This window comes from Paraburkholderia bryophila (genome assembly GCF_003269035.1).
GTDB classification, from domain to species: Bacteria; Pseudomonadota; Gammaproteobacteria; order Burkholderiales; family Burkholderiaceae; genus Paraburkholderia; species Paraburkholderia bryophila.
Window position 1 is genome coordinate 304,889 of sequence record NZ_QLTK01000006.1, and the last position, 20,875, is coordinate 325,763.

Sequence of the window (20,875 nt, forward strand, 5' to 3'; positions counted from 1 at the left end):
GCACTCAACGGGGGTAGGACATGAACGCCAGAACGACACAGCGCGCTTGCGCGCCGCAGCACCCGCACGGCCCGCGCGAAGCGAAATCGCTTGCACCACGCAGCCGTACCCGGATCGCCGACGCCTGCACCTGCGTGCTGCTCGGTTTGTCTCTGGCGATGCTGCCGGTGGCCCAGGCCAGCGCCCAGGACGTGCCGGGTTTGCCGGGCACGCCGATCGCGGTGGCCCCCAACGGCACCGTGCATCTGACCATCGCCGCCAGCGGCATGAGCGGCGGCGCCACCTCGCGCGGCATGCAACAAACCGGCCGCGGACCGAATTGCAGCGGCCCGATCGCCGACCATACCGAAGTGACGATTCCGGTCGGCAAGTCGGCCATGGTCGACATCCGCGAGCCGGTCCGCTCGCGCACCGTCGGTAATCCGTCGATCGTGCAGGCCATGCTCGTATCGCCGCAAACGCTCTACCTGCTCGGCTCGGACGTCGGCACCACCAACATGATCGTGCAAGGCCGCAGCGGCTCCTGCACGATCATCGACGTGAGTGTCGGCGCCGATCCGGGCGGCCTGCAACACACGCTCGCCACGCTGATGCCCGAGGAAACCGGCATCCAGGTGCGGGCCGCCGCCGACACGCTGGTGCTCACCGGCACCGTCACCGACGCGGTCAAGGCCGAACGCGTGATGGAACTCGCGCGGGCCTTCGTGGCCCGTCCCACCGCCGCGCTGCAAAGCGGCGCGCCGATGGGCAGCGGTCCGCTGCCGGTGGGCGCCGCGCCGCGCGCCATGGGCGCGCCGACGCCCGCGCTCGGCGGCGGAAGCGGCGAACGCATCATCAACATGATGCAGGTGGCCGCGCCGCAGCAGGTCATGCTCGAAGTGAAGGTCGCCGAAGTCTCGAAGACGCTGATCGACCAGCTCGGCGTGCAAGCGAATCTGAACGGCGGCATTGGCAGCTGGAGCTTCGGGCTGCTGGCGAATTTCCTGTCCGGCGGGCTCGGCGCGCTGACCGCGTCGAAAGCGAATAACTCGCCGCTCGGATTGACCGTCGACGCGCAGAAAACCGATCAGCTCGTGAAGATTCTCGCCGAACCGAACCTGATGGCGATCAGCGGTCAGGAAGCGAGCTTCCTCGCCGGCGGCAAGGTGTATATCCCGGTGCCGCAAAGCAACGGTTCGGGCGGCACGACCATCGTGCTGCAGGAAGAGCAATACGGCGTGGGCCTGACCTTCACGCCGACCGTGCTCGAAGGCGGCCGCATCAACCTGAAAGTGTCGCCGGAGGTGTCGGAGCTGTCGTCCACCGGCGTGGTGGTGAGCGCCGGCAACTCGAATTCGACGACGATCCTGCCGCTGATCACCACACGGCGCGCCTCGACCACGCTGCAGGTGTTCGACGGTCAGAGCTTCGCGATCGGCGGTCTGATGAAGAGCAACGTGACCGGCACGCTGAAGGGCTTGCCCGGCGTCGGCGAACTGCCGGTGCTCGGTGCGCTGTTCCGCAGCACCAGCTACGAGCAGGACAAGACCGAACTGGTGTTCGTCGTGACGCCGCGCCTCGCGAAGCCGCTGCCGCAGCACTACCCGCTGCCCACCGATCATTTCGGCGATGCCGGCGAAGCGAACGTGTACCTGACCGGCCACATGGAAGGCACGAAGCGCGCGGCACCCGGCGCGGACGGCTCGGCGCCGGCGCAGCTTCCTCCGCCGAAGCCGGTACCCGCGCCGGCACAGTCGTCGGCGGCCGACGTGGCGCTGATTCCGCCCACGCCCGACAGCCACGACGCCCCCGCCGTCCATTGATGCGCGACCCACTGGAGATCGACATGACATCCATCCACACATTGATCCGGGCCGCGCTGTGCGCGGGATTCTGCGCCGCGCTGGCCGGCTGCATGACCTCGACGCCGCACTGGGACGCCGCCTTCGGCGACTCGGTCCGGCAACTGCGCGAAATGCAGACGCTCAATCCGCAAGGCTCGGCCAACACCGATCCGGTGGCGGGCATCGATGGCGCGGCGGCGGCATCGGCGCAGAAGAGCTACGCCAAATCGTTCACGGCGCCGCCCGCGCCGACCAACAGCTTCACGATCGGCATCGGCTCGTCGAGCAACTACTGAAGTGCTTGCGCGCGACGATCCGGATTCACGCCTGGAGACACACCATGATCGACACCCTTCTGATTTCGTCCAGCGCCGAGCGCGCGCCCCGCATCGCGGCGCGTCTCGAAGCGAGCGGCATGGCGTTCCGTCTGCGCACGCTGCACGGCACCGCGAAACAGTTGCGGGTACACGCCGCGGCGATCCGCAGCGCCGATCTGCTGATCGTCGACGACGCCGACCTGACGCCGCGCGACCTGAGCGGCGTCGAAGAGGCGCTGTCCCACACGCCGCATCTGCACTGCATGCTGGTGACGCCGTCGCCGTCCACCACGCTGCTGATGGCGGCGATGCGCGTCGGCGTGCGCCACGTGCTGTCCTGGCCGCTCGACGAAGCCGAGTTCGCCGACGCGCTCGCGCATGTGTCGGCCAAAAAACACGCCGGCATGCGCCGCGAAGGCCGGGTCGTGTCGTTCACCTCCTGCAAGGGCGGCAGCGGCACCACGCTGATCGCCGTGAATCTCGCCTATGCGCTGGCCGCGCAGCGCGACAAACGCGTGCTGCTGATCGATCTGAACCAGCAGTTCGCCGACGCCAGCCTGCTGGTGGCCGACACAACCCCGCCCGCCACGCTCGCCGACCTGTGCTCGCAGATCGACCGGCTCGACGCCGCGTTCTTCGAAGCCTGCGTGATGCACGTACATCCGAATCTCGATGTGCTGGCAGGCGCGGGCGATCCGGTCAAATCGGGTGAACTGCGCGCCACGCATCTGGAGCGGATTCTGACGCTGGTGCGCGAGCAATACGACGCGGTGTTGATCGACGTCGGCCAGAACATCAATCCGCTCGCGATCCACTCGCTCGATCACAGCGACTCGATCTGCATGATCGTGCGGCAGAACGTGCTGTATCTGCACGCGGGGCGCCGCATGCTGGATATTTTCCGCGAGCTGGGCTATTCGGCGAGCAAGGTGAAACTGATCGTCAACCAGTACGAGAAGAACGCCCGCATCGACCTGACCACGCTCGAAGAGACCTTCGGCGCGAAGGTCGCGCATCACCTGCCGCGCGACGAAAAGCAGGCCACCGAAGCGCTCAATCACGGCGTGCCGCTGGTCACCGCCGCGAAGGGCGGGGCGCTGGCACAAGGCATCGTGCAACTGGCCGACCTGTTGTGGCCGCCGTTGCCGGCGGGGCCGCGCAAGAGCGTGTTCGGCCGTTTGTTGCAGGGCCGGCCGGGTGCGGCGCCGCGCCTGAAGACCGGACACTGAGCGGCATGAGCCGGTTCAAACCGGCGGCCCGATAAAACCAAGCGGAGAGCACCATGTCATTGCGCGAACAGTTGATGATGCAGAACGGCGGCATGCCGTTCGATGCGGCCGGCGGCGCGGCGGCGGCCGGTGTCGCGGCTGAAAGCCTGGCGGCGCGGCGCGCGTATCAGGAACTCAAGATGAACATCCACCAGGCGATCATCGACCGGGTGGAACTCGACAAGCTGCAACGCCTGTCGCCCGAGCAGATCAAGCGCGAGCTCGCGCAACTGGTTGAAAAGATCGTCGACGAAGACAAGATCGCGCTGAACGAACTCGAGCGCCGCCGTCTCGCGCAGGACGTCCACGACGAAATGGTCGGTCTCGGTCCGCTCGAACCCTTGCTCAACGATCCGACCATCTCCGACATTCTGGTCAACACGTCGCAGCACGTGTACGTGGAACGGCGCGGCCGCCTCGAACACACCGACGTGACCTTCTACGACGACGCGCATCTGATGAAGATCATCGAGCGGATTGTGTCGCGGGTCGGCCGCCGGATCGACGAATCCACGCCGATGGTCGACGCGCGGTTGCCCGACGGCTCGCGCGTCAACGCGATCATTCCGCCCTCCGCGATCGACGGCCCGCTGGTGTCGATTCGCCGCTTCGCGGTGAATCCGCTCACGGTCGCCGACATGGTCAACAACCAGAGCTTCACGCCCGCCATGGCGCAACTGCTCGAAGCGCTGATCAAGGCCAAGCTGAACGTGCTGATTTCCGGCGGCACGGGCAGCGGCAAAACCACCTTGCTCAACCTGCTGTCCGGTTTCATTCCGGAAGACGAACGGGTCGTGACGATCGAAGACGCGGCCGAATTGCAGATGCGCCAGCAACACGTGCTGCGGCTCGAAACCCGGCCGCCGAACATTGAAGGCAAGGGCGAAATCTCGCAGCGTTCGCTGGTACGCAACGCGCTGCGGATGCGGCCCGACCGCATCGTGCTCGGCGAAGTGCGCGGCGCGGAAGCGCTCGACATGCTGCACGCCATGAACACCGGCCACGAAGGCTCGATGGCGACGCTGCACGCGAACACGCCGCGCGACGCGCTGACGCGTCTGGAGAACATGGTCGGCATGGCCGGCCTGACGATGCCGATCAAGGCGATCCGCCAGCAGATCGCCTCGGCGATCACGGTGGTGGTGCAGGCCTCGCGGTTGACCGACGGCCGCCGCAAGCTGATGAGCATTCAGGAAATCACCGGCATGGAAGGCGACGTCATCAACATGCAGGAAATTTTTTCGTTCAAGCGGACCGGCGTCGACGAAAACGGCATGATCAAAGGCTATTTCGGCGCAACCGGCGTGCGGCCGATTTTCAGCGAACGGCTGGCCAGCTTCGGTATCGCGCTGCCCGATCAGATGTTCGATCCGTCGCGGCGCTTCGAAGTATGAACGGCGCCACGTTCAAACGGCCTGAAGGAGCGTGACATGAACACATCGTTTATCGCTTTCGCGGTGCTCGCGTTTCTCGCGGTCGTGCTGCTGATCGAAGGCGTCTATCTGTTCTGGAGCAGCCACCATGGGCCGGCCGTCAAACGCATGGACGAGCGGTTGCGCGCGCTCTCGGCGTCGGGCAACGTTAGCAACGAGCCGTTGTCGATTCTCAAGCAGCGTCTCTTGAGCGAGTCGCCGTTCGTCACGCGGCTGTTGCTGCGCATTCCGCGCGTTCATGCACTCGACCGGCAATTGCAGCAGTCGGGGTTGAAGTGGTCGGTGGCGCGCTTTGTCGCCTATACGCTGTTGTGCGCGCTCGTCGGCGCTTTCATCGCATGGCTGACCGGCTTGCCCTCGCTCGTGATCGTCGCCACGGCGCTGGTGCCGAGCCTGTTGCCCGCGCTGATTCTGCGCCGCAAGCGCGCCAAACGGGTGCTGCGGCTCGAACGCCAATTGCCCGATGCCGCCGATCTGATCGCCCGCGCGCTGCGCGCCGGACACTCGTTTCCCGCCGCGCTCGGCATGGTCGGCGACGAATTGCCGAACCCGCTCGGCGGCGAGTTCGCCCTCGTGTTCGACGAGATCAATTACGGCGTGTCGTTGAACGATGCGCTGCTGAACATGGTGGACCGCGTGCCAGTCGACGATCTGCGCTACTTCGTGATCGCCGTGTTGATCCAGCGCGAAGCGGGCGGCAACCTCGCAGAGATTCTCGGCTGCATCAGCGGGATCATTCGCGAACGGATGAAGCTGCTCGGCAAAGTCCGCGTGCTGTCGGCGGAAGGGCGCCTGTCGGCCTGGATACTCGGCGCGCTGCCGTTCGTGATCATCGGGCTTCTGACGGTGCTCAATCCGGACTACATCACCGTGTTCTGGAAAGACCCGGCCGGCATGCAGATCGCGGGCGTGTCGCTGACCATGATGCTGTTCGGCATTCTGTGGATGCGCAAGATCGTGCGCATCCACATCTAGACCACGGATTTCATCACGAGGAGCGCGGGCCCGGCCCGCAGACCATGAAAACAGAACAGATCGTCTTGCTCGGGGTGATGTTCCTGATCGTGTTCGGCGCGGCGCTGAAGGCAATGGTGTTGCTGCGGCCCGATCCGGTGCAACGGCGTATCGAGGGGCTTGGACAGACGGGCTCGACGGGCGGCATCGACCTCGACGGCGCGGCGGGTTCCGGCGCGCAGAAGAACTGGGTCGAAACCGTCACGAAGGTCTCGGAGCGCGTCGCCCGGCTGTCGCTGCCGAAAGACGATTGGGACAAGTCGGCATTGCGTCTGCGCTTCGCGAATGCGGGCATTCGCAACCCCTCCGCGCCGGCCATCTACTTCGCGGCCAAGACGGTGTTGGCGCTGGTGCTGCCGGCGATCGCGCTGATCTTTCTCGGCAACGTCTTCGACGCCGACCAGCGCATGCTGTTGCTGATGGCAGTGCTGGTGGCGTCGGCGCTCGGCTTCTATCTGCCGAACCTGGTGCTGACCCGGATGATCGAGCGCCGTCAGCGCACGCTGTTCGAAGACTTGCCCGACGCGCTCGACCTGATGACCGTCTGCGTGGAAGCAGGCCTCGGCCTCGACGCGGCGATGATGCGGGTCACCCAGGAAATCGGCGTGAAAAGCCTCGCGCTGAAGGACGAGTTCGACATGGTGCTGCTGGAATTGCGGGCCGGTTCAGGTCGCGACAAGGCGCTGCGCAACCTGTCGCTGCGCACGGGCGTCGAGGATATCGACACGCTCGCCGCCATGCTGATCCAGGCGGAGCGCTTCGGTACCAGCGTGGGCGATTCGCTCCGTGTTTATACCGACAACCTGCGCACCAAACGGCGCTTGCGTGCCGAAGAGCAGGCTGCCAAGATCGCACTAAAGCTGCTGTTTCCTCTGATGTTTTTTATTTTCCCGACGCTGATGGCTGTGCTGGTCGGTCCGTCGGCGATCCGACTGGTCCGCCAGCTGTTCCCGATCATGAACAGCATGGCGGGCGGCTGAGCGACGGGTGCGCCGTTGATGCACAAGTACTTACCGGGGAATTCCATGTTTGCGTCGAGCGCGTTTGCCGATCTGCTGCACCACGCCGGCCAGTGGCTGCGCGGCTACCTGCTCGTGCTGGCGATCATGGCCATCGGCGCGGTGCTGGAGCGGCGCTGGCCGGCCGACCTGCTGCAATCGCGCGCCGGGCAGCGTTTCAACATGATGTATGCCGGGTTGTACCTGGTGTTGGCCGAGGCGGTAAAGCCGCTGCTGGCGGCCGCCAGCGTGGCGATCGTGAACGCGCTGGGCGGCGGCATGGTCGTGCTGGTGTCGCACGGCTGGGGCGCGCTGGCGTCGTTCGTGATCGTGCTGTTGACCATCGACTTCCTCGAATATGCGTTTCATCGCTTGCAGCATGCGTGGCCATTGCTGTGGAAGCTGCATTCGCTGCACCACAGCGCGGTGGAGTTCAACGTAACGGTCACGTTGCGGCATCACTGGTTCGAAATGCTGATCAAGGGCTGTCTGCTCTATCCGCTGGTCGGCGTGATGTTCAAGGTTTCCCCCGCAATAGTCGGCGCGACGTCGCTGGTATTCATGGTCGGCAATTATTTCGCGCATCTGAATCTGCGCGTCGACCTCGGCCGCTACGGCACGTGGATCAACAATCCGCAATATCACCGCCTGCATCACTCGAACCGCGTCGAGCATTTCGACCATAACTTCACGCAGTTGCTGCCGCTGTGGGATCACCTGTTCGGCACGCGCTGGGTGCCGGCGAAACACGAGTGGCCGGCCACCGGTCTCGACGACGGCGCGCAACCGCGCTCGCTGCTGGGTGCGCTGAGCTGGCCGCTGCGGCTGCCGGCCGGGCGCGGCGCGCGACTCGCCGGCAAGCCGATGGCGATCGATCAGGAGCCGAAATGAAAGCCGTTCGCCGCAAGGCCGCTCATGAAGCCGGCGCCCGCGCCGCAACCCCTGCCGGAATTAATGCCTCGGGCCGCGTGCGCAATCGGCGCAAGCAGGGCGGCATCGCCACGCTCGAATTCGCGCTGGTCGCGCCGGTGCTGTTCCTGCTGCTGTGCATTGCCATGGATCTGGGCGTGGCGTTGTGGGTCAACCTGACCATGCAATACGCGGTCCGGGAAGGCGCGCGCTATGCCGTGACGGGGCAAAGCAATCTCGACCCGAACACGACCAACCAGCAGCGCTACGAGGCGGTCCTGCAGGAGATCAAGGTCAGCTCGATGGGCCTGTACAACTACGTGTCGCCGAGCTACGTGATCACCATCAACGGCGGCACGAGCCAAACCTACAGCACGCAGGCGAGTTATAGCACCGGCATGTTCGGCAATCCCGGCGACATCGTGGTGCTGCAGATCAACTGCATCTGGCCGCTGCTGACGCCGCTGATCAAGCCGTTTTTCGCTAACGGCAAGTTCAGCTTCAGCGTCGCGGCGACGATGCGCAACGAGGGCTTCTGACATGCCCACACGTATAAAAGCAGGCACACCTGGCCGGCGCCACGGCCGGCGCGCGGCGCGCGGCATCGTCAGCGTGGAAATGGCGCTATTGCTGCCGATTCTGGTCGCGCTCGCGCTGCCGGTGTACGACATTGCGCGCAACATCCAGGCGCAGATGATCCTGATCAACGTGAGCCGCGAAGGCGCGAGCCTGTCCTCACGCGCGTCGCTCACGTATCCGATGCAGACCATCATGTCGTCGCTCACCGCGACCACGCCGCCGCTCAATATGACCGCGCACGGCATGATCTACATCACCGAGATCATGGGCAACAACAACTGCGACAGCAACGGCAACAACTGCACCGGCATCGTGGTCGCGCAATACCGCTGGAACGGCGGCAACTACTATCCGGCGAGCCATACGTGGAGTTGCGGCAGCGCGGGCACCAGTTGGGCGATGGACGGCACCGGCAGTTGCAGCAATATTCCGGCGGCGGGTTCCACCGCACCGGCGGTGAATCTGCTGCAAGGCCAGCTCTCCAGCGGTCAGATCGCTTACGTGGTCGAGGCGTTCTATCAGCAAACGCCGCTGCTCGGTTCGCTCAACCTGGGCGGCGGGATCAGGACACCCGCGCTGTCGCCGAATCTGTATGCGATGACGGTGTTCTGATTCACGGAAAACACAAAAACGCAGTCGAATAGAAAACGCGGGTCGGGGGTGTCATGAAGAAAATAGCGGCATATACAGCGCGGCAGAGAGGATCGATCAGCGTCATCGTAGCGGTGTCGCTGATCGCGCTGATTGGCATCCTGGGGCTCGCGGTGGATTCCGGGCTCGGCTACATGATCAAGGCACGCCTCGACGCGGCCACCGACGGCGCCGTGATCGCCGCCGGCGAAGCCGTCACGCGCGGCAACAACCAGACCCAGCAGACCGCCAACGCGCAGCAGGCGGCCTCGGCATTTTTCGCGGCGAACTATCCAGTGGGCTTTCTCGGCTCGACGGTGACGGCGGGTACGCCGTCGATCGTGTTCAACGCGGGGACGGTGACGATCGGCATGACCGCGCAGGCAAGCGTGCCGGTGACCTTCATGCAGACCCTCGGCTTCAGGATTCTGAACGTGAGCGCCTCGTCGCAGGCGATCCGCAAGACGCTGGACATGGCGTTCGTAATCGATACGACGGGTTCGCTGAACGTGTCCGGCGTGCCGGCCGCGGTGCGCGCGAACGCAATCGCCTTCCTGAATAATTTCGACGTGACCAACGACCGCGTGGCGCTGATGCACTTCGCGTACGGCACGGTGGTGGACGTGCCGTTCAACGGCAACACGCGCGGCTTCAACCGCACGCTGATGACGACCGACATCAACGCCTACACCTTCGGCGGCAGCACCAATTCGGCGGAAGCGGTCTGGAACGCGCGCAACCAGTTGAATACGGTGATCACGCAACCTTCCAGCTTGCGAGTGATCGTGTTCTTCTCGGACGGCGCGCCGAACAGCTTCGCCTCGTATTTCACGACCAATCAGAGCAGTTGCAGCAACACGCCCGCCACGCTCGCGAGTCCCGACACCGCAGGCACGATGACCGGGCTCTACAACATGAACGCGCTGAGCCAGGCCCTCAACTCGCCGTGCTACCAGAGCAATGCGACGCGCCTCGTGACCGCCATGCCGAAGTGGTACAACGCGCACAACGTCAACGAACAGATTTTCCCGATCTGGCCCGTCACCACGCCGCGCGCGGTGCCGAACGGCAATATCACGTATGTGAACGTCAACCGGGCGTCGCGTAATCTGCTCGAAGCGATGGCGGCGCAGGCGCGGATCGAGGGCACTTATGTGTTCACGCTGGGTTATGGGCCGGAACTGGTTCAGCCGGAAGGCCCGGACAACGAGCTGGGCTCCGACGTGCTCAAGTGCATGGCCAACACGCCCGATTCGCTGGCCCGTTGCTATAACCCGGCCCAGCCCGTCGGCGTGTATTGTTACGCGGCGACCCCGAACGATCTGAAGCCGTGCTTTACGCAGCTGGCTTCGCAAATCCTTCGAATTTCCAAGTGAGCGCGCCATGACATTGCCGACACCGTTGCGAGATATGCCTTCCGAGGCTAATGCCCCGGCTGCTTGCGCATCTGCTGAAGATCAAAGCTCGCCCAGTTCGCGGCGCGCCCTGGTCGAAATCGCCGCGCGGGTCGGCGCCGCGTCGATGCTGAGCCTGTTCGCCTATGGGGCGATCCGGCAATGGCTCGCGGCGCCGCAGCGGATCACGTTGCTGCTGCTGGTCGTATCGGCCTTCGTGACGATCGGCCTGTCGCTGTTCTCGCGAATCCCGGCGAAGCGCGACTGGCGGCCGCTCGCGTTTATCTGCTCGATGGGCGGCACTTACTACTTTCTGGCCGTGCGTCTGAGCCCCGGTTCGCAACTCGTGCCGGAAGACGTCGGCGCGGTGCTGCAATTGCTGGGTATTTTCTGGCAACTGTTCGCCAAGGCGTCGCTGCGTCGCTCGTTCGGCATCTTGCCAGCCAATCGCGGCGTGGTCTCGCGCGGCGCGTATCGTTTCGTGCGGCATCCGATGTATCTCGGTTACTTCATGACCGACATGGGTTTTTTGCTGGTGAACTTCGGGCTGCAGAACCTGCTGGTCTATAGCTGCCAGTTCGCGTTGCAGGTGGTACGCATCGTTCGCGAAGAACAACTGCTGTCCCACGACGACGGTTATCGCAGCTACAAAACCCGGGTGCGTTTCCGCGTGATTCCGGGCTTGTTCTAGGCGAGCTGCGTGCTGCGCACGGCCTTGCCGCCCAGCAGGCAGACAATCAGCGCGGCCATCACCAGCACGCACAGCGCGACGCGCAAACCGAGCAGGCCGGCGCCCAGGCCGATCAGCGGCGGCCCGACCAGGAAGCCCGCATAGCCGGCCGTGGCGGCCATCGACACACCGATCGCCGGCGTCACGGTCGAGCGGCCCGCCGCGCTGAAAATGACCGGCACGATGTTCGCGAGGCCGATGCCGACCATCGCGAAACCGACGCAAGCGGTGAGCACGGTCGGCCAGCTCAGCACCAGCGCGAGTCCGGCTACGGCGATCGAGCCACCCAAAGCGACCACCTTGCTCGAACCGAAGCGGCGCACCGACACGTCGCCGACAATCCGGCACGCCGCCATCGAAAACGCAAACGCGGAATAGCCGATCGCGGCGACGCTGGCTTGCTGGTTCAGTGTGGAGCGCAAATACACCGCGCTCCAGTCGGCCACCGCGCCTTCCACCAGCATGCAGAGGAACGCGAGCAGCGCCAGTTTCATCACGGCGGCGTTCGGCCACATGAAGCCGCTGGCCGGCGCGGCCGCCCTCGACCCGACATCGCGCAACGCAACGAACGCGGCGCCGGCGAATAGCACGGCGATCACGAGGCCCGGAATCAGCAGTCCGCCGTTCACGCCCACGCCGCTCTTTTGCAGCATGGCGCCGGTCGCCGCGCCGAGCAGGCCGCCCGCGCTCCAGGCCGCATGAAACGACGACATGATCGGCGTATGCCATTGACTTTCGATGCTGCTGGCGTGCCCGTTCATCGACACGTCGAGCGCGCCGTTCGCCGCACCGAGCGCCAGCAGCACGATGCAGAGCACGGCCATGTTGGGCGCGAAGACGGGAAGCGGCAGCGCCACGACGAACGCCGCGCCGAGCAGCGCGGTCGCGCGGCCGCTGCCGAAGCGCGGCGCCAGTTGTCCCGCGAGCGGCATGGCGATGATCGCGCCGAGCGCGAACGCGAACAGCGAGATGCCGAGTGCGGTGTCGCTGAGCGCGAGGCTTTCCTTGATGCGCGGGACTTCGACGGCCCACGCGCCGATCCCGAATCCGTTGGCGAGAAACACGCCGAGGGTGGCCGCGCGTTCCTTGACGAGTGTCGGCGAGGCGCTCATGAGCGGGCCACCTCGACGTTGTCGCAGACCGCCTTGAGCTTCGCGAGGCGCGCGGCCGGCACGTCGTGCTCGACGAACAGATGGTCGACAGCGGTTGCGGGCGCAACGGAAAACGGCGCGGCGGTCATCAGCTTTTCCGACGTCAACGCGATCGCGATCTGACCGCTCGCTTTGACCATGGCCCGTTTGAGTTCGGCGTCTTCGGCGTCGAATGCGGCGACGCCCTCGTCGGGGTCGAGCGCGCACGCGCCGAGAAAGCACAGGTCGGCGCGGATCTGCTGGACTTGCAGCAGCGCAGTCGCGCCGACCGAGCCGGCCGCGCCCGTGGCGATCCGGCCGCCGATCAGGATCGCGGTGATGCCCGGCCGGTTCAGCAGGCGCGCGCACGCCTCGGGCGAGTTGGTGACGACGGTCAGGTCGGCGTGATCGGGCAGCGCCGCCGCGATCGCGACGTTGGTCGAGCCGGCATCCAGCAAGACGATCTGCTTCGGCCGTACGATCCCGACGGCCGCCGCCGCGAGGCGGGCCTTGCGGTCCACGGCTTCGCCCATGCGTACGGCGGCGGGTTTGTCGGCAGGCGAGGCGAGCAAGGCGCCGCCGTAGACGCGTTTGCACAGCCCCTGATCGGCCAGATCGCGCAAATGGCGGCGCACGGTGTGCTCCGAGGTCTGCAGTTCGGCCGCGAGCGCCGACGCCAGCACGCGCCCTTCGACGCGCAGCCGCGCGAGGATCAGTTGTTCACGCTGCTCGGGCAGCAGTCCTTCGATGGCTTCCTGGCGGGTTCGCTGCATGATGTCGGTCTCGGGTTGTCGGATGAATCGAGCATAACCGAGCAAAATGTAGCGTAAACGATCGTAAAACACAAACGCCCCATGAAGGGGCGTTTGTGTTGTCAGGCAGGCGGCGTTTTACCTTACCGGCTGATCTCCATGTCGTCGAATTTCCTCGCGCGGTAGATCAGCACGGACACCAGCCAGCTCAAGACGAAAATGCCGATGATCACGTAACCGAGCGTGCCGAAGTGATCGTTCAGCGCGCCGATCGCGTCCCACAGCGGACCTTGCAGTTTCAACTGGTCCGAGATCAGGCCCAACGCCTCGATACTGCCGATCACGATCGCCACGACCACCGACACCAGCGTGATGGTCATGTTGTAGTAGATCTTGCGGATCGGTTTCAGATACGCCCAACCGTAGGCGCCGAGCATCAGGTGGCCGTCGAGCGTGTCGATCAGCGACATGCCGGCGCTGAACAGGACCGGAAACACCATGATCGCCCACGGCGACAAACCTTGCGACGCTTGCGCGGCGGCAATGCCGAGCAGCGCGATTTCGGTGGCGGTGTCGAAGCCCAGGCCGAACAGAAAGCCGAGCGGGTACATATGCCAGCTACGGCCGATCATGCGGAACAGCGGCTTGAACAGACGCGAGAAGAAACCCCGGTTGGCGAGCAGCAGGTCGAAGTCGTCGTCGACATAACGGCCGCCTTGTTTCACGTTGCGCCACGCCCGATAGATCGACTTCAGGATGATCAGATTCATCAACGCGATCGCGAACAGGAACAGCGAGGACACGAGCGTGCCGACCACGCCGCCGATTTCCTTGTAGTGGTCGAAGCGGCCTTGCATCGCGGAGGTGGTTGCCGCCACGGCGAGCGAGGCCAGCACCACGACCGTGGAATGACCGAGCGAGAAGAAGAAGCCGACCGTGACCGGGCGTTTCTTTTCCTGCATCAGCTTGCGCGTGACGTTGTCGATCGCGGCAATGTGGTCCGCGTCGACCGCGTGACGCAGACCGAAGCCGTACGCGAGCAATGCGGTGCCGAGCAGCACGGGGTGATGGCGGAACGCGATGAGTGCCCAGAGCCACGCGATCACGTTGGTGGCGATCAGCACGCCGTAGATACCGAGCAGGCGTGTGCGAACGTGACTGTTCGAGTCGCTGAAGATCTGTTTTATTTGCGAAATCATCGGGTGTTTACCTTGAGATGCCATGCTCTACAGGCTTATACACGGCGGCGTTGGTGTTGTCGAACTGATCAAAAGTCCGTCGCATTGGCGGGCTAACAAAGGCCTTGCCGCGTGGGTGCTTACGTCGTTTCGGCCGGGCGCGGCGCGTCGTGCACAAGGCCGGTAATCGCGGAGGCGGCGATCCATGCGCGCCATTGCGACGTGAAATCGAATCCGGCGTCGATCCAGAAAGCGGCGTCGAGTGCTTCATTCAGTGTCGCTCCGCGTTGCAGTGCGCCGAACGCTGCGTGTGCTGCTGCGGATTGAACAAGTACCTCGGGGCGCCAAAGGGGACGCACGACCAGCGCGTAAGTCGGCGAATCGATCTGCGTTGGCATCGAGCCGTCCGGCTGGTGAGCGCTCCAGATATCGGCGATGGCGTAGCGCGAAGCAACCAACGCGCAAGCGGGGTGAATCGCGAGTTGTGCGTCGAGCAGGTCGTCGGGACGGATGGCGGTCCACTCCTGTTGCGTGAGTGTGGCCGCGTCGGCCGCGTAGTGGGCCACGTGCAGCGACCATTCGAGTCGCGTGAGGTCGGCGAAATAGCGGTAGCGTGGGTCGATTTCGTAACGTTCGACGAAGTCCGGCAGCGCCGCGCCGAAGCAATTCAGATCGCCGCTTTGGGAAGGATGTTCACGTGCGTAAGCCTTAGACAGTGTGCCGAAGTAAGTCTCGCCGACCAGCGCCCGCAACACGGGATAAGCGCTCGCGAGCGCATCGCGCCGATGCGAGCGAACGTTGTTTCGATAGAGGTCGATACGGGTATTTTGAAGTGCGGTGTCGGTGCGCAGTTCTGCAAGCACAGGCCGCTGTTCTGTTTCCAGCGACTCGGCAAACAGGCGTTGCAGCGATTCAAGCGAGGCGCGCATGGTTCTTGGGGTCTCCGCGAATGGCAGGCCCGGCGGTCTGGATTTCACGGGCGCGGTCGGCTTCTTGCAGCAGAACATCCAGCGCAGGCAGATCGGTGTCCCATTCGATCAACGCCGGTATCGCGCCGAACCGCCGTACCGCGTGTTCGTACAGCGTCCACACCGGGGCCGCGACGCGAGAGCCATGATCGTCGATCACCGTGCCGTCCGTCACGCTGTGACCCGCCAGATGAATTTCGCCGACCACGTCGAGCGGCAATGCATTCATTGCCGCGATGGCGTCCTCGCCGTGATTGCACTGATTCACATACAGGTTGTTCACGTCGAGTAGTACACGGCAGCCCGTACGCGCCGCGATTTCAGCGAGAAAGGCCGTCTCGCCGTACTGATCGTCGCGAAAACGTACGTAGGTGGAGACGTTTTCCAGCAGAACCGGCCGGCCCAACGCATCCTGCAACTCGCCGACGCGCGCGCACAGCAGCGTGAGCGCCGCGTCGGTGAGCGGCATGGGCAGCAGATCGTTCAGGTGACCGGCGGCCGTCGCGCCCCAGCATAAATGCTCGGAAACGAGCACGGGCTCGATTCGTTCGACGAGGCGTTTGAGTTTTGCGACGTGCCGCGTGTCGAGCGGCTGTGCCGAGCCGAGACCGAGGCCGACGCCATGCAGGCTCACGGGCAGATCGCGGCGCACGGCGTGCAGCACATGCAGATCGAAGCCGCCGTCGCCGAAATAGTTTTCGCTGTGGACTTCGACCCAGTCCACCGGCGGCGTGGCGTCGAGGAAATCGCGGTAGTGCGCGTGACGCAAGCCGATACCGACGCCGCGCGGTGGCGCGTGCGCCGAAGCGATGGCGTTCGTCGAGGGTGACGGGGTAGGCGACACGGCGGGCCGATCGGGCTACTAGGTCTGTCCGTCGATCTTGCCGCCCATTTTTTTACAGGTGCCCTTCGGCACGGTCTTGAAGTCGCCCTGATCGTTGTCGACCTTCGCTTCGCCGGCGCAGCTATGCACGCCGGTCTTGCTCGCGCAGTCGTTCTGACCGGCTTTGGCAATGCCGTAGCACTGCACTTTTTCTTCGGCGTGCGCGGCATGGATGGGCGCTGCCGCAAGGCCCGCGAGCGCGGCCGCGATCAAGGCGGGCCGACCAAGTTTCGAGTTCATCGTGCTTCTCCTAATGAGTGTTTGGGCTGGCCGCGTGACACGGGTTATGTTGCAGCGCCGGGCTTATCCGCAGAGAGATTTTAAGCGCGCGGCGCCGTCTGTCCAGCGCGTCACTGACCCATCGTACCCGCACTTTTCACGGCGCAGGCAGCGGTGACTTTCTGGCCGTTGCTGAACGAGAAAGTCAGCGGAATCGTCGAGCCGACCTTGAGCGCCTGTTTCGGCTCTTCCAGCATTGCATGATAATTGCCCGGCGCGAACACGAGTGTGCCGTGTGCGGGCACGGGGACCTGTTCGACCATCGCCATCGACGACGTGCTGCCCTGGCTCTGCGTTTGATGCAGCATCGCCATGCCGAACGCTGTCGAGCTGATGCCGACGAGGTTCACCGGTTGGTCGCCGGCGTTATGGGCCTTGAAATAGCCGCCCTTGGGCAGATCGCCGGGCAACGCGCGAATCCAGCAATCGGACACGCTCGCGGGCGCGGAAGCCGGTTCTGCCGCAAAGGCCTGGAACGATGCACCGCACAGCAATGCGGCGAGGAGAAGTTGACGCGACGTGTTCATGATGTGCTCCATGGTTCGACGGTAATCGACAGAGTCGACGGAAAGAAAAGACGCTAGGCCGGTTGCCGCGCGCTGCGGCCGAAAATCGTCCGGTCGGCGAGCCACACGGCCAGCAGCGTCGCGCCCATCAGCGGGAAAATCATGCCGAGCAGCACGAGGCCGGTTTTCCAGCCGCGCATGGGCGGCGCGGTGCGTTCACGCGACGGCGCGCCGAGCGAACGTTGCGGGCGGCGCTTCCACCACATCACGCAACCGGTCACCGCCATCGCGGCGAGGCCGAGTGAAATCGCCGCGCAGATAAGCTGATTGGCGAGGCCGAAATAGCGGCCCATATGCAACGACGTGCCATACGACACCGCTTTCGACACCGCGCCGTAGTCGCCATAGCGAATGTCCTTCAGCACCGCGCCGCTGTATTGATCGATGTACAGCGTGCGTTCGTCTTTCGGATCGTTAGGGAAGTACGAAACCGAGTAGACGCCGGTTGGCGAAGTGGGGAGCACGATGCTGTAGCCGTCTTTTACACCGAGCGAGGCGAGTTGCGCGACGACGTGGCCGAGCGGCAGCGGCTTTGGTTGAACCGCGTGTGGTTCAGCGGAGGTCGGCACCGGTGAATTGCCGACGGCCCACGGCGTGAGCGGCAAGGGCAAATCGTCCATCACCATGCCGGGCATCGAATCCATGCCGGCGGCGTGGCCGGCGTGTTCGTCGGGTGCCGCGCGGGTTTTGTCGGCCCTCGCGGTCGTACCGGCCGTTGCGGCCGCATCGATAGGCAGGCCGGCCGGCAGCACCGAGCGCAACGGCAAGCCGCCCCACGAACCCGGCGGCGCGCCGAGATTCGCGGCGGTCGCGAGCGCCTTGAACTGCTTGCCCCATGAGCCCGTCCACGGCAGCCCGCTCAGCACGAAAGCGAGCGCGCCGAGCGCGAGCCAGATGCCCATCACGGCGTGCAGGTTCTTCCACAACGGGCGTCCCCGGAGCGCGAAGCGCGGCACCAGCGCGGCCCGGGCGGTGGTTTTCTCACGCGGCCACCAGAGCGCGACGCCGGTGCCGATCATCACGAGCGTCCAGCAGGCGGCGAGTTCCATCAGCAGCTCGCCGGGCTTGCCGAGCAGCAGCTTGCGATGCAGCATGCGGTCCACCTGCATGAGGCGATGCTCGACGCTCAGCGTGCCCAACACCTCGCCGTTGTACGGATTCAGATAGACGCTCTGTTTTTCGCCATCGGCAAGCCGGAACACGAATTCCATGCTGCGATCCGGCGCACTCGAAATCGCGGCAGTGAGCGCGACGGCATCTTTCGGCATGGCCGCGCGCGCTTTGCCCAACAGCGTGTCTTCGGTCAGCCTGGGCGCCGCTTGCGGTTCGACGATCAGGCGATGCGGATACAGCAACGGCTCGATTTGCGGCTGAAAGCAATACAGCGTGCCGGTGATCGCCAGCACGACCAGAAACGGCATCACGAAGAGGCCCGCATAGAAGTGCCAGCGCCACAGTGTGCGATAGCCGGGGTTCGCCGTGCCGGCTGCCGTGACGATGCGTTGGGCGGTGGTGGTGGACATGAAATCCTCCTGAGATAGGTTTTAAGTCGAGCGGCTTTCACCGCACGACGAACGCGTTCATGGCGCACGCTTACATGCGCAGCTTCGCTTCCACATAAAACGTGCGGCCCGGATACGGGTGGTAGACGAAGTAGCGCGCGTCGAACAGGTTGTCGACGCCGACACCGATCTCGCTCAGCTTCGTCGGCCGGAAGGTGAACTTCGTATCGACCACGGTGTACGAGCTGGTGCCGCCGAACACGTCCGGATTGGTGTCGGTATTGGTGAGCGTGTTGTACTGGCGGCCCGAATAGCGCGCGGCGAGCGTGAGCGCCGCGCGTTCGTCGAAGCGATAAGTCGCGGCGAGATTCGCGCGCCACAGCGGAATGCGATAGAAGTACTTGCCGACCGTGGCCGGATTCTGCGCATTGGCGATGATCTTCGACTGCGTGTACGCGACGCTGGCGATCAGATCGAGGCCGCGCACCAGCACGTCCTGTCCCGAGTAACTCGTTTCCACGCCGCGCGAACGCACCTTGCCGATGTTCTGGAAGTTCGTCACGTTGGGAATCACGGTCGTATCGGTCTGGCTGAAGATCGTGTTCTTCACGTCGTCCTGAAACAGCGAGAAGCGGAACACGCCATTCCAGTGCGCCCATTCGGCCGTCAGTTCCTTGGAGAGATCGTCTTCGGGCTTCAGGTTCGGATTGTTGTTGACGATCGCCGAGCCGTTGATTTGCCCCTGGAACAGTTCGCTGACAGTCGGAAAGCGATACGCGCGGCCGATCGAGGCGCGCAGGATCAGGTCGTCGGTGACGTCGAACGACAGCGAGGCCTTCGGCGAAAAGTGCTGCTGGCTGGCGTCGCTGTACGGCAAGGCCTGGCCGGGCAGCGCTTGCGATCCGCCATAGGCTTGCCAGTCTTCGTAACGCACGCCATAAACGAGCTTCCAGCGCGGCAGAAAACGCCATGCGTCCTGTGCGTACAGCGCCTGGGTCTGCGTCTTGCCGCGGAATGCGTTGGCGAAGGTGGTCGCTCCGCCGTCGCGCCAGTTCAGCGTGTTGTAGCTCTCGTTATCGAGGAAGTAATTGTCGTAGTGATAGCCGAAGCTCAGCGCGTGATTCGCGAGGCCGGCCTGCTTCGACGCGGGCGTGTAGGTGCTGCGCAGATCGAGCGTTTTCCAGCCGGTGCCGTCGCCGAAAATCACCGTGCCGGGACCATTGCCCGGCGCGCCGGAAGCGGCCGTGCGCGCCACGCTGTTGCTGACGTCGTAGTAAGAGGCGACCGCTTCGGCATTCCAGCCGGTGGCGTAGCGGGTTCTCAACGACACGCCGTAGAGCCAGTTCTCGCTATAGCCGAGGCTCGGCGCCAATGCGGCGGCGGGAACGTTGTACTCGTAGCCGCCAATCGCTACCTTGCCGCTATAAACGGGGTTGCCGTTCGCGTCGCGCAGGAAGGTGGAGGTCTGGCTGTTATAGGTCTGATGCCAGTAACCGAGCGTGAAACCGGCTTGCAGTGTCGGCGTGAAGTCGTACTGCATCTTCAGCTTGAACTGATCCTGAATCGTATGTTCGATGCCTTCGCCGTTCACGCCGAGCACCGCCGTCGGCGCATTGGTCTGGTTGTTGTACAGATACGCGCCGGTGACCGGCACGTCGCCGGCTTTGGCGGGCGTGCCGGATTTGGCGAGCGTGGCGAATTGCAGCGGCTGGCTGGTGTTGTCCAGATGATTCACGTCCAGCCGGTACGAGAACTTGCCGACCCGGTCGCCGATCGACGCGCTCGCTTCGCTGCCGTTGAAGTTCTGATTCACGCCGAACAGGCTGAAATGCTGCGTGAACGCCTTGACGTCGGCGCTGGCTTCGAATTGCTTCGGCATACGCGTGCTGATCAGCACCGTTGCGCCGAGCGAATTGCCCGGATAGAGCGCGGAAAACGGCCCGTAGATCACGTCGACCTGCTGGATCTCGTCGGGCGCGACCATCGACCAGCGCGGCGGAAACGAATAATTGTTGCCGAGAAGATTGCTGAGCAGCAGGCCGTCCGCATACACGAGACCCCGCGCGCTTTGCGAATTGCTGGTGCCGCGCACGGCGATGATCGAATTCAGATCGCCGATAAAGCGCTTGCGTACCGCCAGATTCGGCATGTACTTCAGCACGTCTTCGGTATTGACCACATTCCAGTTGTCGAACTGATCGCGCGTGACGGTTTCGACCGTGGCGGGCAGATTCGGATCGACGGCGCGCGGCGCGGCCGCCGTATTCGCGCTGGCGGTGACGTTGACGGCCGGCAGCGTGGCTTCGGCGATCACGGTATCGGCGCGGGCCGGGGTCGATACGAACGCCGGCAATAACGCCGGCACAAGCGCGGGCACGAAGGCGGGAATGAAAGCCGGCAGACAGACGGGCAAAGCCGGCAGCGGCAGGCGAGCGGAGATCAGGCCGCGTGCGCGGCGGGCGTGAGCGGACAGCCTTCGCGGGGCGAAGTTGAACATGAACGTTTCCTGGATGCATTGAACA

At 64.5% G+C, this 20,875-nt stretch carries 20 protein-coding genes; 11 read left to right on the forward strand and 9 right to left on the reverse strand.

Annotated features, from left to right (window positions below):
• Positions 1-20: 20 nt before the first annotated feature.
• From BX591_RS13385 to BX591_RS13435, 11 genes are read left to right on the forward strand one after another with little or no spacing between them, the layout of a single operon-like run.
• On the forward strand, positions 21-1,802 hold the full coding sequence (locus BX591_RS13385) for a type II and III secretion system protein family protein (RefSeq protein ID WP_111931911.1): 1,782 nt from the start codon (positions 21-23) through the stop codon (positions 1,800-1,802).
• Between the two features lie 23 nt (positions 1,803-1,825).
• A complete protein-coding gene (locus BX591_RS13390; protein WP_111931966.1) occupies positions 1,826-2,119 on the forward strand; it encodes a hypothetical protein in 294 nt (97 codons plus the stop codon).
• 44 nt (positions 2,120-2,163) lie between these two features.
• Positions 2,164-3,369, forward strand: a complete 1,206-nt coding sequence (locus tag BX591_RS13395; RefSeq protein ID WP_111931912.1) for a CpaE/TadZ family protein — start codon at positions 2,164-2,166, stop codon at positions 3,367-3,369.
• A 53-nt stretch (positions 3,370-3,422) separates the two neighbouring features.
• The gene (locus BX591_RS13400; protein ID WP_111931913.1) at positions 3,423-4,802 is read left to right on the forward strand and encodes a TadA family conjugal transfer-associated ATPase; all 1,380 of its coding nucleotides are present in this window, start codon (positions 3,423-3,425) and stop codon (positions 4,800-4,802) included.
• Between the two features lie 36 nt (positions 4,803-4,838).
• Complete coding sequence (locus tag BX591_RS13405; RefSeq protein WP_111931914.1) at positions 4,839-5,816, forward strand: type II secretion system F family protein; 978 nt, start codon at positions 4,839-4,841, stop codon at positions 5,814-5,816.
• 44 nt (positions 5,817-5,860) lie between these two features.
• Entirely contained in the window at positions 5,861-6,835 is a 975-nt protein-coding gene (locus BX591_RS13410; protein WP_111931915.1) for a type II secretion system F family protein, read from the forward strand.
• Positions 6,836-6,880: 45 nt separating this feature from the next.
• The gene (locus tag BX591_RS13415) at positions 6,881-7,744 is read left to right on the forward strand and encodes a sterol desaturase family protein (protein ID WP_111931916.1); all 864 of its coding nucleotides are present in this window, start codon (positions 6,881-6,883) and stop codon (positions 7,742-7,744) included.
• Positions 7,741-8,301, forward strand: a complete 561-nt coding sequence (locus BX591_RS13420; protein WP_111931917.1) for a TadE/TadG family type IV pilus assembly protein — start codon at positions 7,741-7,743, stop codon at positions 8,299-8,301. The genes BX591_RS13415 and BX591_RS13420 overlap by 4 nt, the downstream gene beginning before the upstream one ends.
• A 1-nt stretch (position 8,302) precedes the next feature.
• Positions 8,303-8,953: a TadE family protein gene (locus BX591_RS13425; RefSeq protein ID WP_111931918.1), complete on the forward strand. Its 651-nt coding sequence runs from the start codon at positions 8,303-8,305 to the stop codon at positions 8,951-8,953.
• Positions 8,954-9,006: 53 nt separating this feature from the next.
• Positions 9,007-10,347: a TadE/TadG family type IV pilus assembly protein gene (locus BX591_RS13430; RefSeq protein WP_111931919.1), complete on the forward strand. Its 1,341-nt coding sequence runs from the start codon at positions 9,007-9,009 to the stop codon at positions 10,345-10,347.
• A gap of 7 nt (positions 10,348-10,354) precedes the next feature.
• On the forward strand, positions 10,355-11,056 hold the full coding sequence (locus tag BX591_RS13435; RefSeq protein WP_111931920.1) for a methyltransferase family protein: 702 nt from the start codon (positions 10,355-10,357) through the stop codon (positions 11,054-11,056).
• On the opposite strand, the gene BX591_RS13440 is transcribed toward BX591_RS13435, so the two are convergent.
• The 9 genes from BX591_RS13440 to BX591_RS13480 form a co-directional block, all read right to left on the reverse strand.
• A complete protein-coding gene (locus BX591_RS13440) occupies positions 11,053-12,207 on the reverse strand; it encodes an MFS transporter (protein ID WP_111931921.1) in 1,155 nt (384 codons plus the stop codon). The two genes, BX591_RS13435 and BX591_RS13440, sit on opposite strands and share 4 nt — an antisense overlap.
• Positions 12,204-12,998, reverse strand: coding sequence for a DeoR/GlpR family DNA-binding transcription regulator (locus tag BX591_RS13445; RefSeq protein WP_111931922.1), 795 nt, complete (start codon positions 12,996-12,998; stop codon positions 12,204-12,206). Before BX591_RS13445 ends, BX591_RS13440 begins: the two co-directional genes overlap by 4 nt.
• 122 nt (positions 12,999-13,120) lie before the next feature.
• Positions 13,121-14,176 carry a HoxN/HupN/NixA family nickel/cobalt transporter gene (locus BX591_RS13450; RefSeq protein ID WP_111931923.1) on the reverse strand — a complete coding sequence of 352 codons (1,056 nt, stop codon included), beginning with the start codon at positions 14,174-14,176 and terminating at the stop codon, positions 13,121-13,123.
• Positions 14,177-14,295: 119 nt separating this feature from the next.
• Positions 14,296-15,084 carry an HvfC/BufC N-terminal domain-containing protein gene (locus tag BX591_RS13455; protein ID WP_111931924.1) on the reverse strand — a complete coding sequence of 263 codons (789 nt, stop codon included), beginning with the start codon at positions 15,082-15,084 and terminating at the stop codon, positions 14,296-14,298.
• On the reverse strand, positions 15,068-15,967 hold the full coding sequence (gene bufB / locus BX591_RS13460) for an MNIO family bufferin maturase (protein ID WP_244147001.1): 900 nt from the start codon (positions 15,965-15,967) through the stop codon (positions 15,068-15,070). The genes BX591_RS13455 and bufB overlap by 17 nt, the downstream gene beginning before the upstream one ends.
• A gap of 18 nt (positions 15,968-15,985) precedes the next feature.
• Positions 15,986-16,246, reverse strand: a complete 261-nt coding sequence (locus BX591_RS13465; RefSeq protein ID WP_111931925.1) for a BufA1 family periplasmic bufferin-type metallophore — start codon at positions 16,244-16,246, stop codon at positions 15,986-15,988.
• Positions 16,247-16,356: 110 nt separating this feature from the next.
• Entirely contained in the window at positions 16,357-16,812 is a 456-nt protein-coding gene (locus BX591_RS13470) for a copper chaperone PCu(A)C (protein WP_111931926.1), read from the reverse strand.
• 53 nt (positions 16,813-16,865) lie between these two features.
• Complete coding sequence (locus BX591_RS13475; RefSeq protein ID WP_111931927.1) at positions 16,866-18,374, reverse strand: PepSY-associated TM helix domain-containing protein; 1,509 nt, start codon at positions 18,372-18,374, stop codon at positions 16,866-16,868.
• A gap of 70 nt (positions 18,375-18,444) precedes the next feature.
• Positions 18,445-20,850 (reverse strand): TonB-dependent receptor, encoded by a 2,406-nt coding sequence (locus BX591_RS13480; protein WP_111931928.1) that lies wholly within the window; start codon positions 20,848-20,850, stop codon positions 18,445-18,447.
• Between the last annotated feature and the right edge of the window lie 25 nt (positions 20,851-20,875).

Excerpts from the sequence above, each read along its gene's own strand:
- BX591_RS13385 (WP_111931911.1), top strand. The coding sequence starts at position 21 with ATGAACGCCAGAACGACACAGCGCGCTTGCGCGCCGCAGCACCCGCAC.
- BX591_RS13390 (WP_111931966.1), top strand. The coding sequence starts at position 1,826 with ATGACATCCATCCACACATTGATCCGGGCCGCGCTGTGCGCGGGATTC.
- BX591_RS13395 (WP_111931912.1), top strand. The coding sequence starts at position 2,164 with ATGATCGACACCCTTCTGATTTCGTCCAGCGCCGAGCGCGCGCCCCGC.
- BX591_RS13400 (WP_111931913.1), top strand. The coding sequence starts at position 3,423 with ATGTCATTGCGCGAACAGTTGATGATGCAGAACGGCGGCATGCCGTTC.
- BX591_RS13405 (WP_111931914.1), top strand. The coding sequence starts at position 4,839 with ATGAACACATCGTTTATCGCTTTCGCGGTGCTCGCGTTTCTCGCGGTC.
- BX591_RS13410 (WP_111931915.1), top strand. The coding sequence starts at position 5,861 with ATGAAAACAGAACAGATCGTCTTGCTCGGGGTGATGTTCCTGATCGTG.
- BX591_RS13415 (WP_111931916.1), top strand. The coding sequence starts at position 6,881 with ATGTTTGCGTCGAGCGCGTTTGCCGATCTGCTGCACCACGCCGGCCAG.
- BX591_RS13420 (WP_111931917.1), top strand. The coding sequence starts at position 7,741 with ATGAAAGCCGTTCGCCGCAAGGCCGCTCATGAAGCCGGCGCCCGCGCC.
- BX591_RS13425 (WP_111931918.1), top strand. The coding sequence starts at position 8,303 with ATGCCCACACGTATAAAAGCAGGCACACCTGGCCGGCGCCACGGCCGG.
- BX591_RS13430 (WP_111931919.1), top strand. The coding sequence starts at position 9,007 with ATGAAGAAAATAGCGGCATATACAGCGCGGCAGAGAGGATCGATCAGC.
- BX591_RS13435 (WP_111931920.1), top strand. The coding sequence starts at position 10,355 with ATGACATTGCCGACACCGTTGCGAGATATGCCTTCCGAGGCTAATGCC.
- BX591_RS13440 (WP_111931921.1), bottom strand. The coding sequence starts at position 12,207 with ATGAGCGCCTCGCCGACACTCGTCAAGGAACGCGCGGCCACCCTCGGC.
- BX591_RS13445 (WP_111931922.1), bottom strand. The coding sequence starts at position 12,998 with ATGCAGCGAACCCGCCAGGAAGCCATCGAAGGACTGCTGCCCGAGCAG.
- BX591_RS13450 (WP_111931923.1), bottom strand. The coding sequence starts at position 14,176 with ATGATTTCGCAAATAAAACAGATCTTCAGCGACTCGAACAGTCACGTT.
- BX591_RS13455 (WP_111931924.1), bottom strand. The coding sequence starts at position 15,084 with ATGCGCGCCTCGCTTGAATCGCTGCAACGCCTGTTTGCCGAGTCGCTG.
- BX591_RS13465 (WP_111931925.1), bottom strand. The coding sequence starts at position 16,246 with ATGAACTCGAAACTTGGTCGGCCCGCCTTGATCGCGGCCGCGCTCGCG.
- BX591_RS13470 (WP_111931926.1), bottom strand. The coding sequence starts at position 16,812 with ATGAACACGTCGCGTCAACTTCTCCTCGCCGCATTGCTGTGCGGTGCA.
- BX591_RS13475 (WP_111931927.1), bottom strand. The coding sequence starts at position 18,374 with ATGTCCACCACCACCGCCCAACGCATCGTCACGGCAGCCGGCACGGCG.
- BX591_RS13480 (WP_111931928.1), bottom strand. The coding sequence starts at position 20,850 with ATGTTCAACTTCGCCCCGCGAAGGCTGTCCGCTCACGCCCGCCGCGCA.